At 61.9% G+C, this 13,248-nt stretch carries 13 protein-coding genes; 9 read left to right on the top strand and 4 right to left on the bottom strand.

Translation table 11 applies throughout. From position 1 onward, the window contains the following. Positions 1–2: 2 nt before the first annotated feature. The 3 genes from gcvT to LOY45_RS04940 all read left to right on the top strand — a co-directional run bounded on the left by gcvT (position 3) and on the right by LOY45_RS04940 (position 2,274). Positions 3–1,127 (top strand): glycine cleavage system aminomethyltransferase GcvT, encoded by a 1,125-nt coding sequence (gene gcvT, locus LOY45_RS04950; RefSeq protein ID WP_258578818.1) that lies wholly within the window; start codon positions 3–5, stop codon positions 1,125–1,127. Positions 1,128–1,475: 348 nt separating this feature from the next. After that, positions 1,476–1,688, top strand: a complete 213-nt coding sequence (locus tag LOY45_RS04945) for a cold-shock protein (protein WP_007931076.1) — start codon at positions 1,476–1,478, stop codon at positions 1,686–1,688. A 97-nt stretch (positions 1,689–1,785) separates the two neighbouring features. Then, positions 1,786–2,274, top strand: a complete 489-nt coding sequence (locus tag LOY45_RS04940; protein WP_115088564.1) for an RDD family protein — start codon at positions 1,786–1,788, stop codon at positions 2,272–2,274. Positions 2,275–2,325: 51 nt separating this feature from the next. On the opposite strand, the gene lptG is transcribed toward LOY45_RS04940, so the two are convergent. Both lptG and lptF read right to left on the bottom strand, forming a co-directional pair. Further along, on the bottom strand, positions 2,326–3,387 hold the full coding sequence (gene lptG, locus LOY45_RS04935; RefSeq protein WP_115088565.1) for an LPS export ABC transporter permease LptG: 1,062 nt from the start codon (positions 3,385–3,387) through the stop codon (positions 2,326–2,328). After that, positions 3,380–4,495, bottom strand: coding sequence for an LPS export ABC transporter permease LptF (gene lptF / locus LOY45_RS04930; protein ID WP_115088566.1), 1,116 nt, complete (start codon positions 4,493–4,495; stop codon positions 3,380–3,382). The genes lptG and lptF overlap by 8 nt, the downstream gene beginning before the upstream one ends. A gap of 280 nt (positions 4,496–4,775) precedes the next feature. Here lptF and LOY45_RS04925 point away from each other — a divergent pair, with 280 nt between their 5' ends. From LOY45_RS04925 to rlmF, 5 genes are all read left to right on the top strand, one after another. Beyond that, positions 4,776–6,269 (top strand): leucyl aminopeptidase, encoded by a 1,494-nt coding sequence (locus LOY45_RS04925; RefSeq protein ID WP_258578817.1) that lies wholly within the window; start codon positions 4,776–4,778, stop codon positions 6,267–6,269. Between the two features lie 51 nt (positions 6,270–6,320). Beyond that, the gene (locus tag LOY45_RS04920) at positions 6,321–6,749 is read left to right on the top strand and encodes a DNA polymerase III subunit chi (protein ID WP_258578816.1); all 429 of its coding nucleotides are present in this window, start codon (positions 6,321–6,323) and stop codon (positions 6,747–6,749) included. 5 nt (positions 6,750–6,754) lie between these two features. Next, positions 6,755–7,102, top strand: coding sequence for a DNA polymerase III subunit chi (locus LOY45_RS04915; RefSeq protein WP_258578815.1), 348 nt, complete (start codon positions 6,755–6,757; stop codon positions 7,100–7,102). 129 nt (positions 7,103–7,231) lie between these two features. Then, complete coding sequence (locus LOY45_RS04910; protein ID WP_258578814.1) at positions 7,232–10,078, top strand: valine--tRNA ligase; 2,847 nt, start codon at positions 7,232–7,234, stop codon at positions 10,076–10,078. 98 nt (positions 10,079–10,176) lie between these two features. Beyond that, the gene (gene rlmF / locus LOY45_RS04905; protein ID WP_115088571.1) at positions 10,177–11,130 is read left to right on the top strand and encodes a 23S rRNA (adenine(1618)-N(6))-methyltransferase RlmF; all 954 of its coding nucleotides are present in this window, start codon (positions 10,177–10,179) and stop codon (positions 11,128–11,130) included. A gap of 126 nt (positions 11,131–11,256) precedes the next feature. On the opposite strand, the gene LOY45_RS04900 is transcribed toward rlmF, so the two are convergent. Further along, complete coding sequence (locus tag LOY45_RS04900; RefSeq protein WP_009398256.1) at positions 11,257–11,538, bottom strand: HU family DNA-binding protein; 282 nt, start codon at positions 11,536–11,538, stop codon at positions 11,257–11,259. Between the two features lie 408 nt (positions 11,539–11,946). Here LOY45_RS04900 and yejK point away from each other — a divergent pair, with 408 nt between their 5' ends. Beyond that, on the top strand, positions 11,947–12,954 hold the full coding sequence (yejK, locus tag LOY45_RS04895; protein ID WP_115088572.1) for a nucleoid-associated protein YejK: 1,008 nt from the start codon (positions 11,947–11,949) through the stop codon (positions 12,952–12,954). Here yejK and LOY45_RS04890 read toward each other — a convergent pair. Then, the gene (locus tag LOY45_RS04890; protein WP_115088573.1) at positions 12,935–13,234 is read right to left on the bottom strand and encodes a GIY-YIG nuclease family protein; all 300 of its coding nucleotides are present in this window, start codon (positions 13,232–13,234) and stop codon (positions 12,935–12,937) included. The genes yejK and LOY45_RS04890 overlap by 20 nt on opposite strands. Positions 13,235–13,248 lie beyond the last annotated feature (14 nt).

The raw sequence follows: 13,248 nt of genomic DNA, 5'->3' as shown, positions 1-13,248 counted from the left end.
CAATGTCCACCGAAACACTGCTCAAGACCCCGCTGCACGCCCTGCACCTGGAACTGGGCGCCCGCATGGTGCCCTTCGCCGGTTACGACATGCCAGTCCAGTACCCGCTGGGGGTGATGAAAGAGCACCTGCACAGCCGCGAGCACGCCGGCCTGTTCGATGTTTCGCACATGGGCCAGATCCGCCTGAGCGGCGCCGCTGCGGCCAAGGCCCTGGAATCCCTGGTGCCGGTCGACATCATCGACCTGCCGGTGGGCATGCAGCGCTATGCCATGTTCACCAACGAACAAGGCGGCATCCTCGACGACCTGATGGTCGCCAATCTGGGCAACGACGAACTGTTCCTGGTGGTCAACGCGGCCTGCAAGGAACAGGACCTGGCCCACCTGCGCAAGCACATCGGCGATCAGTGCCAGATCCAGCCACTGTTCGAAGAGCGCGCCCTGCTGGCCCTGCAGGGGCCGGCGGCGATCAAGGTACTGGAGCGCCTGGCACCTGCGGTTGCGAAAATGACCTTCATGCAGTTCCAGCCGGTGCAACTGCTGGGCGCCGACTGTTTTGTCAGCCGCTCGGGCTACACCGGTGAAGACGGTTTCGAGATTTCCGTTCCGGCAGAAAAAGCCGAAGAACTGGCGCGCCGTCTGCTGGCCGAACCGGAAGTAGCCGCAATCGGCCTGGGGGCACGTGATTCGTTGCGCCTGGAAGCCGGCCTGTGCCTGTACGGCCACGACATGAACACCCAGACCACACCGATCGAAGCCAGCCTGCTGTGGGCCATCTCCAAGGTCCGCCGCGCCGACGGCGAGCGTGCCGCTGGCTTCCCGGGCGCCGCAGCGATCTTCGCCCAACAGCAAAGCGGTGTTGCGCGCAAACGCGTGGGCCTGCTGCCGCAGGAGCGAACGCCGGTCCGTGAAGGCGCCGAGATTGTCGATGAAGCGGGCACGGTAATCGGTAGCATCTGCAGCGGCGGCTTTGGTCCGTCATTGAATGCGCCAGTGGCAATGGGTTACCTGGATGCGGCGCATACCGCACTGGATACCCCGGTGTGGGCCATTGTTCGCGGCAAGCGCGTGGCGATGAAAGTCAGCAAGATGCCGTTCGTTGCGCAGCGCTATTATCGCGGCTGAATCGTTACTTGAAACAGAGTGTCATGACGCGTTCGGGTTTTCGATTTCGAACGCGTTTTATAACTTTCGAAAAGCGTTGCAACACCGCTTGGAATGAGCCGGAAAAAATCCACCGAACGGTGGCTAAAAGGCACAGCGGCAGCGGTCTGCAGGGCTTGTTTTTGTCTTCAAAGTTAGCGTATTGTCTGTGCACTGTGTTTGCATGGGTCGCTATGGTTCGTGACCTGGGCAGTAGCTCTGATGTTTGCTACACCCGTTCGACGTCTCTTACTTTCCTGCAACCCAGCCCAGTACTCTTTCATTTGGAAGAAGCTGTTACTAATTCTAAGTTTCAAAGGAAATAAGACAATGTCCCAACGTCAGAGCGGTACCGTCAAGTGGTTTAACGACGAGAAAGGTTTTGGTTTCATCACTCCAGAAAGCGGTCCGGATCTGTTCGTACATTTCCGCGCTATTCAGGGCAACGGCTTCAAGAGCCTGAAAGAAGGTCAGAAAGTCACCTTCATCGCCGTGCAAGGCCAGAAAGGCATGCAGGCTGACGAAGTTCAAGCCGAAGGCTGATCTTCATCAACAAAGAAGCCTCTGCTGGCAACAGCAGGGGCTTTTTTGTGCGCGCAATTCCGTAGAATGGGCGTTTTGCGCAAGGAGGGCCTCGCCAGTGCCCAAGCACCTGTTACAGCCCGAGGGTGAATTTCCCCCTGTCGACCTTGGCCGCCGCCTGGCCGCCATGTTCTATGATTTCCTGCTGTGCACCGCGCTGCTGATCGTCACTGCCGGTGCATACAAGATGATCCAGATGGCCTTTCTCGGTGAGGCGCGCATGCGCGAATTGACCGAAGCCGGCGCCCTGGACGGCGACCCGCTGCTATCGACTATTTTGCTCTTCGCCCTGTTCGGTTTCTTTGCCAAGTTCTGGACCCATGGCGGCCAGACCCTGGGCATGCAGGTGTGGGGCATCCGCGTGCAGAACGCTGATGGCAGCGCCATCAGCCTGTGGCAGGCGCTGCTGCGTTTTGTGGTGTCGATCGGCTCGTGGCTGTGCCTGGGCCTGGGTTTCATCTGGGCACTGTTCGACAAGCGCAAGCGCAGCTGGCACGACATCTACTCCGACACTCAACTGGTGCGAATTCCCAAGCTCAAGAAATAGCAGGCAGAAAAAAGCCGACCCAAGGGTCGGCTTTTTCTTGTGTGCAACGCCCTATCCAGCGCGCCGCAACAACCACAACCCCGCCACCGCACAGATCGCCGCCGGCAGCACCACCGCAAGCAACGGCGGGAAGCCGAATACCTGACTGGAAGGCCCGAGCAGGTCTTGGGCGATGCGGAACACAAAGCCCACCAACACCCCGGTGAATACTCGCTGGCCCAAGGTCACCGAACGCAGGGGGCCGAAGATGAAGGAAATGGCCATCAGCACCAGGGCCGCAGTCACCATCGGCTGCAGCACCTTGGTCCAGAACGCCAGCCAGTAACGGGCGTTGTTCAGGCCCTGGTCGGACAGGTAGTGGATGTAATCCCACAGGCCGGTGATCGACAACGACTCTGGCGCCACGACCACGGTATTGAGCAGTTGCGGAGTGACGGAAACATCCCAGCGCTCTTCGGCGGCCTTGACCACTTCGGTGTGGTCACCGCGGAAATGCGTGGTGGTCACATCGCTGAGCTGCCAGTGATCGTCCTGGTACTGGGCGCGCCGGGCAAAGCTGGACGTCAGCATATGCCGCTCGTTGTCGAAGCGATAACGGGTCACGCCATACAGCAGACCATTGGGCTGCACCGAGTTGATGTGCACGAACTCATCACCCTGGCGGTGCCACATGCCACGTTTGGAACTCTGCGCCTCACCACCGCCCTGGGCCAGGGAGCGGTCGGCCTGGGCCTTGTTCTCGGTTACCGGGGCCAGGTACTCGCCAATCAGGATACCGGCCAGCATCAACACCAGCATCGGCTTCATCACCGCCCAGACAATCCGGCCAATGGACACGCCAGCGGCGCGCATGATGGTCAGTTCGCTGCTGCTGGCCAGGCTGCCCAGGCCGATCAGGCAGCCGATCAGCGCAGCCATCGGCAGCATGTCGTACAGCCGCCGCGGCGCGGTGAGCAAGACGAAGTTGCTGGCGTCCATCACCGTGTAGGTGTCGGTGATGTCGCCCATCTCGTCGATGAAGGCAAACAGCGAAGCCAGGCCGAGAATGATCCCCAGCACGGCCAGAATGGCCATCAGCACGCTTTTGCCGATGTAGCTGTCGAGCTTAACCATGGGCCACCTCCGCACGGCGAGCGGCACGCTTGAGGCGCAACGGCTCCCAATACATAAGCCCCAGGCCGATCAGCAAGAACAGGCCGTGAACCCACCAGATGCCCAGGCCGATCGGCAGTTTGCCTTTCTCCAGGGCGCCACGCACGGCGATCAGCATTGTCAGGTACGCCATATACAGAAGAATCGCCGGCAGCAGCTTGAGGAAACGGCCCTGGCGCGGGTTGACCCGCGACAGCGGCACCGCCAGCAGGGTCACGATGAATACCAGCAGCGGCAACGACAGGCGCCATTGCAGCTCGGCACGTTCGCGCAGGCCGTCACTGCCAAAGAGTTGCGAAGTCGGGATGGCCTCACGCTCGGTGATTTCCTCGCTGACTTCAGGCTTGGGCAACAGCACCCCGTAGGTGTCGTACTTGATCGCACGGTAGTCGGCCTGGCCGGGGTTGCCGTCATAGCGGTAACCGTTTTCCAGGATCAGGTAACGGTTGCCATCGGCGTTGACCTGCTGGTGGCCCTTTTCCGCGACCAGTACCGACGGTCCGCGATCCTTGGTCTTGTCCTGACTGAAGCGTTTCTCGGAAATGAACACGCCGCCCAGGTTGACCCGGTCTTCCGACAGTTCTTCGGTGTAGGTCACCCGTGAACCATCGCGCAGGGTCTGGAAGCGACCCGGCACCAGGGTGTCGAACTCGGTCAGGGCGTCCTGCTGGTTGATGATCTGCGCCACCTGGGTAACGCCCTGGGGCGCCAGGCTCAGGCTCAGCCAGGCCACCAGCAGGGCAACCAGTGCCGCCGGAGCCATGGTCATGCCCAGCAGCCGCTGCTGGCTCATGCCGGTGGCCGACAGCACGGTCATCTCGCTTTCCAGGTACAGCCGGCCATAGGCCAGCAAAATACCGAGGAACAGGCCGAGGGGCAGGATCAACTGCAGGAACCCCGGCAGGCGATAACCCATGATCAGGAACAGCACGCTCGGATCGAGCACGCCCTGGGCCGCCTGGGCCAGGTACTTGATGAAGCGCCCGCTCATGATGATGACCAGCAGCACGGCGCTGACGGCACTCAAGGTCACCAGGACCTCGCGGGACAGATAACGAAAGACGATCAAACCAGACACTCCTGGGTTGTCAGGCTCGGACAGCCGAACAAGAAATCCATAACAGCCAAGATAGTAGCCCGCTCGCCAGAGCGGACCCGGGTAAAAGTTGGCGCATTATCCTGTGATTGACCGTGCCTGTCACTTGGCGCTGCACAATGGTTCATCTCGGGGTTGTCAGGGCGGGCGAAGCAGGCTCAAACTGGGGGCTTTAGCACTGGTACGCGACCACGCGGCCACGACAGCGCCTGCATAGACAACGCGCACCGACAGATCATTCGGGGAACCTGACATGGAACTGGTTGTAAAAAGCGTAGCCGCAGCATCCTTGAAAACCGCCACCCTGGTACTGCCCGTGGCAGAAGGCGGCAAACTCGGCGCCATTGCCAAAGCCATCGACGAAGCCACCGGCGGTGCCCTGGCCAGCGTGCTCAAGCGCGGCGATTTGGCCGGCAAGGTCGGCCAGACCCTGCTGCTGCACAGCGTGCCCAACCTCAAGGCCGAGCGCGTACTGCTGGTCGGTACCGGCAAGGATGCCGAACTGGGTGATCGCAGCTGGCGCAAGGTCATTGCCAGCGTGCTGGCAGTGCTCAAAGGCCTGAACGGCAGCGATGCGGCACTGGCCCTGGACGACGTCGCCGTCACCGGCCGCGATGCCTTCTATGGCAAGACCCGCCTGCTTGCCGAAACCCTGCTCGATGGCCAGTACGTTTTCGACCAGTTCAAGAGCAAGAAGGCCGAACCTCGCGCCCTGAAGAAGATCACCCTGCTCAGCGCCAAGGCCGGCGCCAGCGACGTTGAGCGCGCGGTCAAGCACGCTGTCGCCATCGCCAACGGCATGGGCTTCACCCGCGACCTGGGCAACCTGCCACCGAACGTTTGCCACCCGAGCTACCTGGCCGAACAGGCCAAGGCCCTGGGCAAGGAATTCAAGGGCCTCAAGGTCGAGGTGCTGGACGAGAAGAAGATCAAGGACCTGGGCATGGGCGCCTTCTACGCCGTTGGCCAGGGCAGCGACCAGCCGCCACGCCTGATCGTGCTCAACTACCAGGGCGGCAAGAAAAGCGAGAAGCCTTTCGTGCTGGTGGGCAAAGGCATCACTTTCGACACCGGCGGCATCAGCCTCAAGCCCGGCGCCGGCATGGATGAAATGAAATTCGACATGGGCGGTGCTGCCAGCGTCTTCGGCACCCTGCGCGCCGTGCTCGAACTGCAACTGCCGATCAACCTGGTGTGCCTGCTGGCCTGCGCCGAGAACATGCCAAGCGGCGGCGCCACCCGTCCGGGTGACATCGTCACGACCATGAGCGGGCAGACCGTCGAGATCCTCAACACCGACGCCGAAGGCCGCCTGGTGCTGTGCGATACCCTGACCTACGCCGAGCGCTTCAAGCCACAGGCAGTGATCGACATCGCCACCCTGACCGGCGCCTGCATCGTCGCCCTGGGCAGCCACACCTCAGGCCTGATGGGCAACAACGACGAGCTGGTCGGGCAACTGCTCGACGCCGGCAAGCGCGCCGACGACCGCGCCTGGCAGCTGCCGCTGTTCGACGAGTACCAGGAGCAACTGGACAGCCCGTTCGCCGACATCGCCAACATCGGCGGGCCGAAAGCCGGCACCATCACCGCCGGTTGCTTCCTGTCGCGCTTTGCCAAGGCCTACCACTGGGCCCACCTGGATATCGCCGGTACCGCCTGGATCAGCGGTGGCAAGGACAAGGGCGCCACTGGCCGCCCGGTACCGCTGCTGACCCAGTACCTGCTCGATCGCGCCAACGCCTGAGATGACGCTGGCCGTCTGCGCCTTCGGGCGTAGCCGGCCGGCAGGCTGACCATGACCAAAGTCGATTTCTACATATTGCCCAGCGCCGCGCCCTCGGCGCGCCTGGATTTCGCCTGCAAGCTCTGTGACAAAGCCTGGCGCCTTGGGCACCGGGTCTACCTGCATTGCAGCGACGCCGCCCAGCGCGATGAACTGGACGCACGCCTGTGGGCGTTCAAGGGCGAGGCCTTCGTGCCCCACAGCCCGGCTGAAGACGACCCGCAGGGCAGCGTGGCCCTGGGCCTTGGCGATGATGCCGGCAGCCATCAGGACCTGCTGATCAACCTTGACCTCAAGGTGCCGCCGTTCGCTACCCGCTTTGCCCGGATAGCCGAGATCGTGGTCGAAGAGCCGGCGATTCGTCAGGCGGCCCGAGAGAGTTTCCGTTTCTACCGCGAACAGGGCTATGCTCTGCAAGATCACCGCTTACAGCGACTCTGAAGACGATGGACAAATCCACTCCCCTGCCCCAATCCGCGCACTTGCTGGACGACCTGGAGTCGATCCGCCAGTTGCTAGGTGATGCATCCCTCGAACCACCGCTGTTGACCGACACCGTCGAGGAGCAGATCCCGCTGTTGCTCGAAGAGGCCGAAGCGGTGCCTCAGCCTGCACCTGAAGCCCCTGCCGACCCGCAGGCCAAGCGTCAGGAAACCCTGCTGCACCTGGACGCCGAACTGCGCGCGGCCGCGCAACTGATCATGCAGGACGTGATCAACGATTTCGCCCCGCATATCGAGAGCGAGATCAAGCGCCGCCTCGATGCCAGGCTTGAGCGCATGCTTAACCAATAAAAAGGCAGTTACAAGCTTCAAGCGACAAGCTGCAAGAGCCGTGCGGCGCTCTGAGCTTGTCGCTTGAAGCTTGCCGCTTCGTTATACTCTCCGGCTTTCCTGAATAAATGCCTAAGGGTCCCGCCGCGCATGGATAAGACCTACCAGCCGCACGCTATTGAAACTTCCTGGTACAACACCTGGGAGTCCGAGAATTATTTCGCTCCGCAAGGCGCGGGCGATTCCTACACCATCATGATCCCGCCGCCGAACGTCACCGGCAGCCTGCACATGGGGCATGGCTTCAACAACGCGATCATGGACGCCCTGATCCGTTTCCGCCGCATGCAGGGCCGCAACACCCTGTGGCAGCCAGGTACCGACCACGCCGGTATCGCCACGCAGATGCTGGTCGAGCGTCAACTTGAGGCCAAGGGGCAGAGCCGCCACGACCTGGGCCGCGAGAAATTCCTGGAAAAGGTCTGGGAATGGAAGGATCAGTCCGGTGGCAACATCAGCCGCCAGATTCGCCGCCTGGGCTCGTCGGTCGACTGGAGCCGCGAGCGCTTCACCATGGACGACGGCCTCTCGGAAGCTGTGAAAGAAGCCTTCGTGCGCCTGCATGAAGACGGCCTGATCTACCGCGGCAAGCGCCTGGTCAACTGGGACACCAAGCTGCACACGGCGATCTCCGACCTTGAAGTGGAAAACCACGACGAGAAGGGTCACCTGTGGAACCTGCGCTATCCGCTGGCTGACGGCGCCAAGACCGCCGACGGCAAGGATTACCTGATCGTCGCCACCACTCGCCCGGAAACCATGCTCGGCGACGCCGCCGTTGCCGTGAACCCGGAAGACGAGCGTTACAAGGCGCTGATCGGCAAGTTCGTCGAGCTGCCGCTGGTTGGCCGGCGCATCCCGATCATTGCCGACGACTACTGCGACCCTGAATTCGGCACCGGCTGCGTGAAGATCACCCCGGCCCACGACTTCAACGACTATGAAGTCGGCAAGCGCCACAACCTGCCGCTGCTGAACATCTTCGACAAGAATGCCTTCGTCCTGCCGACCGCCCAGGTGTTCAACCTCGATGGCAGCGTCAATGAAAGCGTCGACGCTACCCTGCCTGCCCAGTATGCCGGCCTGGACCGCTTCGTCGCACGCAAGCAGATCGTCGCCGATTTCGACGCCGCAGGCCTGTTGGTCAGCGTCGACGACCACGCCCTGAAAGTACCGAAAGGCGACCGTTCCGGCACCATCATCGAGCCGTGGCTGACCGACCAGTGGTACGTGTCGACCAAGCCGCTGGCGGAGCCGGCGATTGCTGCCGTTGAAGACGGCCGTATCCAGTTCGTGCCCAAGCAGTACGAAAACATGTACTTCTCGTGGATGCGCGACATCCAGGACTGGTGCATCAGCCGTCAGCTGTGGTGGGGCCACCGTATTCCGGCCTGGTACGACGAATCCGGCAAGGTCTATGTCGGCCGCAGCGAAGAAGAAGTCCGCAGCAAGCACAACCTCGGCGCCGACGTGGTCCTGAACCAGGACAACGACGTACTGGACACCTGGTTCAGCTCGGGCCTGTGGACCTTCTCGACCCTGGGCTGGCCGCAGCAGACCGAATTCCTCAAGAAATTCCACTCCACCGACGTGCTGGTCACCGGCTTCGACATCATTTTCTTCTGGGTAGCCCGGATGATCATGCTGACCATGCACCTGGTGAAGAACGATGACGGCACCCCGCAGGTACCGTTCAAGACTGTCTATGTGCACGGTCTGGTGCGCGATGGCCAGGGCCAGAAGATGTCCAAGTCCAAGGGCAACGTCCTTGACCCGCTGGACATCGTCGACGGCATTACCCTGGACGAGCTGCTGGAAAAACGCACCAGCGGCATGATGCAGCCTAAACTTGCCGAGAAGATCGCCAAGCAGACCAAGGCCGAGTTCCCTGAAGGCATCGCCAGCTACGGCACCGACGCCCTGCGCTTCACCTTCTGCTCGCTGGCCTCCACCGGTCGCGACATCAAGTTCGACATGGGCCGCGTCGAAGGCTACCGCAACTTCTGCAACAAGATCTGGAACGCCGCGCGCTACGTGCTGGACAAGGGCGAAGACTGCGGCCAGAACGGTGAGGCCTACGAGCTGTCGCTGGCTGATCGCTGGATCATCTCGCAACTGCAGCGCACCGAAGCCGAAGTGACCCGCCAGCTCGATCAGTTCCGCTTCGACCTCGCCGCCCAGGCGCTTTACGAGTTCATCTGGAACCAGTATTGCGACTGGTACCTGGAACTTTCCAAGCCGGTCCTGTGGGACGAGAACGCGCCGGTCGAACGCGCCCGTGGCACTCGCCGCACCCTGGTACGGGTACTGGAAGTGGCACTGCGCCTGGCCCATCCGTTCATGCCGTTCATCACCGAAGAAATCTGGCAGCGCCTGGCGCCGCTGGCCGGCGCCGAAGGCAAGACCATCATGCTGCAGCCATGGCCAGTGGCCAATGAAAGCCGCATCGATGCCGCTGCCGAAGGCGATATCGAGTGGCTCAAGGAGCTGATGCTCGGCGTGCGCAACATCCGCGGCGAAATGAACATCGGCCCGGGCAAGCCGCTGCAACTGTTCCTGAAAAACGCCAGCGCCGAAGACCAACGCCGCCTGCAGGAAAACGAAGCGCTGCTGAAGAAGCTGGCGAAGATCGAATCCTTCACCGTGCTCGGCGAGCAGGACGAAGCGCCACTGAGCGCCACCGCCCTGGTTGGCGACCTGCAGGTGCTGGTGCCGATGGCCGGCCTGATCGACAAGGACGCCGAGCTGGCTCGCCTGAACAAGGAAATCCAGCGTCTGCAGGGTGAGGTCCAGCGCGTCGGCGGCAAGCTGTCCAACGCCGCCTTCGTCGACAAGGCACCGCCTGCGGTGATCGACAAGGAGCGCGCGAAGCTGGCTGAGGCCGAACAGGCCCTGGCCAACTTCACCGAGCAGCATGCGCGGATTGCCGCCTTGTAACACTCGCTGATCTCAGCGACGCTATCGCGGGTCAAGCCCGCTCCTACAGTCTCTGTGGGAGCGGGCTTGACCCGCGATGCTTTCCACCGGACATCAAGATGACCACAACCAACAAACCGACCCTGCACCCGCGCAACCGCCACCAGGGCCGCTACGACTTCCCCCAGCTGATCAAGAGCAGCCCTGAGCTGGGCCGGTTCATGATCACCAACCCCCACGGCAAGCCGAGCATCGACTTCGCCAACCCGGACGCGGTCAGGGTATTCAACCGCGCCCTGCTCAAGGCCCAGTACGGTATCCAGCACTGGGATATTCCGGCCGATTACCTGTGCCCACCGATTCCCGGTCGTGCTGATTACGTGCACGTGCTGGCCGACCTGCTGGCTGAAGAAAACGGCGGTGAAATCCCCCGTGGCGCGCAAGTCCAGGCGCTGGACATCGGCATCGGCGCCAACTGTATCTACCCGTTGCTGGGCCACAGTGATTATCGCTGGCGTTTTCTCGGCTCGGACATCGACGCCACGGCGCTTGCGGCAGCCGGCGCAATCGTCCAGGCCAACGGCCTGGGCAAGGCCATCAGCCTGCGCCAGCAAGGCAATCGCAAGCACATCCTGCTGGGGCTGCTGAACAGCGACGAGCGCTTCGACCTGACCTTGTGCAACCCACCTTTCCACGCCTCGCGCGAAGAAGCCACCCGCGGCAGCCAGCGCAAATGGCGGGCCCTGGGCAAGGCCGATCCAAAGCGCAAGTTGCCGGTGCTGAACTTTGGCGGGCAGAACAACGAACTCTGGTGCGAGGGCGGCGAGATCCGCTTTGTCAGCCAGTTGGTGGCCGAAAGCGCCAGCCTTGGCCAGCAGGTGCTGTGGTTCACCAGTCTGGTGTCCAAAGCCTCCAACCTGCCCGGTATCCAGGCAGCGCTAAAAAAGGCCGGTGCTGTCGAACAGCGAGTGGTGGAGATGGGCCAGGGGCAGAAGCAGAGCCGCATGATCGCCTGGACCTTCCAGGATGCTGCGGCGCGCCAGGCCTGGCGCAACAGCCGTTGGGCGATGTAGGAGCGGGCTTGGCTCGCGATACGATGTGACTGACAGGCCGCGATCGCGGGGCAAGCCCGCTCCTACAGAGGCATAAAAAAACCGCGTCCGGGCAACCCGGACGCGGCTTTTTCGAGCTGCTTACAATTACTTGTTTACAGCGTCGGTCAGCACTTTGGCTGGTACGAACTTGACGACTTTCTTGGCAGCGATTTCGATGGCAGCGCCAGTCGAAGGGTTGCGGCCGGTACGGGCAGGACGCTCGGTGATTTTCAGTTTGCCGATGCCTGGCAGGGTGATTTCGCTGCCATTTTCCAGTTGATCAGCAACGATCTGGCCCAGTTGCTCCAGAGCGTTACGCGCGGTGGTTTTTGGCGCGTCGATAGCTTCAGCGATATCGGCGATCAGTTGGTCTTTGGTCAATGCCATGGTGGTGTTCCTTCCCTATCAAATTCAGTGAGTATGCAGAGTGCTACGTCAGTCATCGAGCCAGACCTGCGGGGTAACCGGCGGTCCGGTGTTACAGCCACGTCAATCGCGTATGTAGATACGTAAAACGACGTTTGGTTCGACGTGACGCGAGCGGTCTGCCAGCAATGCGCCACACACGGGGCGCAAGACCGGGCAAAACTACCACAGGAATAGATAAATATCCGCCTCCCACAGGGCAAATGTGCAGGTTTTTCGGGGGTTTGCGCGAAAAAACGCAAAATTTTGAACAAAAAACGAACAACCGACATATCTGCCAACATCTGGCCGCTGAATCACCCCTGTGCTGAGGTACACTTGGCGACCTTGCAACGCGGCCAGCACCGCCCATTTTCGACCGAGAATCCCATGCCGATCCGTCATTGCATCGTCCACCTGATCGACAAGAAACCCGATGGCAGCCCCGCCGTGCTGCACGCCCGCGACTCTGAACTGGCCGAGTCCGGGGCCATCGAAAACCTTCTGGCCGACCTCAACGACAGCTACAACGCCAAACAGGGTAAAGCCTGGGGCTTCTTCCACGCAGAATCCGGCGCCCACCCGTTCAGCGGCTGGCTCAAGGAATACCTGGATGAAGGCAGCACCTTCACCGCCTTCAGCCGCGTCGCCGTCGAGCACCTGCAAAAGCTGATGGAAGAGTCCAACCTGTCCGTCGGCGGCCACGTCCTCTTCGCCCACTACCAGCAGGGCATGACCGACTACCTGGCGATCGCCCTGCTGCACCACAGCGAAGGCGTGGCGGTGAACGCCGAGCTGGACGTGACCCCGTCGCGCCACCTGGACCTGGGCCAGTTGCACCTGGCTGCGCGCATCAATATTTCCGAGTGGCAGAACAACAAGGCCTCCAAGCAGTACATCTCGTTCATCAAGGGCAAGAACGGCAAGAAGGTCTCGGAGTACTTCCGCGACTTCATCGGCTGCCAGGAAGGCGTCGACGGCCCGGGCGAGACCCGCACCCTGCTCAAGGCCTTCAGTGACTTCGTCGAAAGCGAAGACCTGCCCGAGGAAGCCGCCCGCGAGAAAACCCAGACCCTGGTCGACTACGCCACCAGCCAGACCAAGGCCGGCGAGCCGGTGGCCCTCGAGGAGCTGTCGGGACTGATCGACGAAGACCGGCCACGGGCCTTCTATGAGCACATCCGCAACAAGGACTACGGCCTGTCGCCGGAAATCCCCGCCGACAAACGTACCCTCAACCAGTTCCGCCGCTTCACCGGCCGCGCCGAAGGCCTGTCGATCAGCTTCGAGGCGCACCTGCTGGGCTCGAAGATCGAGTACGACGAAGAAGCCGGTACGCTGATCATCAAGGGCTTGCCGACGCAATTGACCGATCAGCTCAAGCGCCGCAAGGACTGAGACCGGGCCAGGAGGCCACCAGGGCTTCCTTGGCGCTTTTGCGCAGCTTCTTCACCAGCCGCTCCTGTTGCAGGGCCTTGGCCTTGTCCGGCCAGGCTTCGACATAGACCAGCGCCACCGCCGGGCTAGTGCTGAAGTAGCGTGCACCCTGGCCCTTCTGATGGGCCAGGAAGCGCCGCTCGGGGTTATCACTGATCCCGCAGTACAGCGAGCCATTGGCGGCGCGCACCAGGTAGACGTACCAGGGTTTGTTCAGCGGTTCGGGAGTGGGCTCGGACACGGTGGCTACTATCG

Source organism: Pseudomonas wadenswilerensis, assembly GCF_024749185.1.
GTDB lineage: Bacteria > Pseudomonadota > Gammaproteobacteria > Pseudomonadales > Pseudomonadaceae > Aquipseudomonas > Aquipseudomonas wadenswilerensis.
This window is presented reverse-complemented; position numbering and strand designations above follow the sequence as displayed.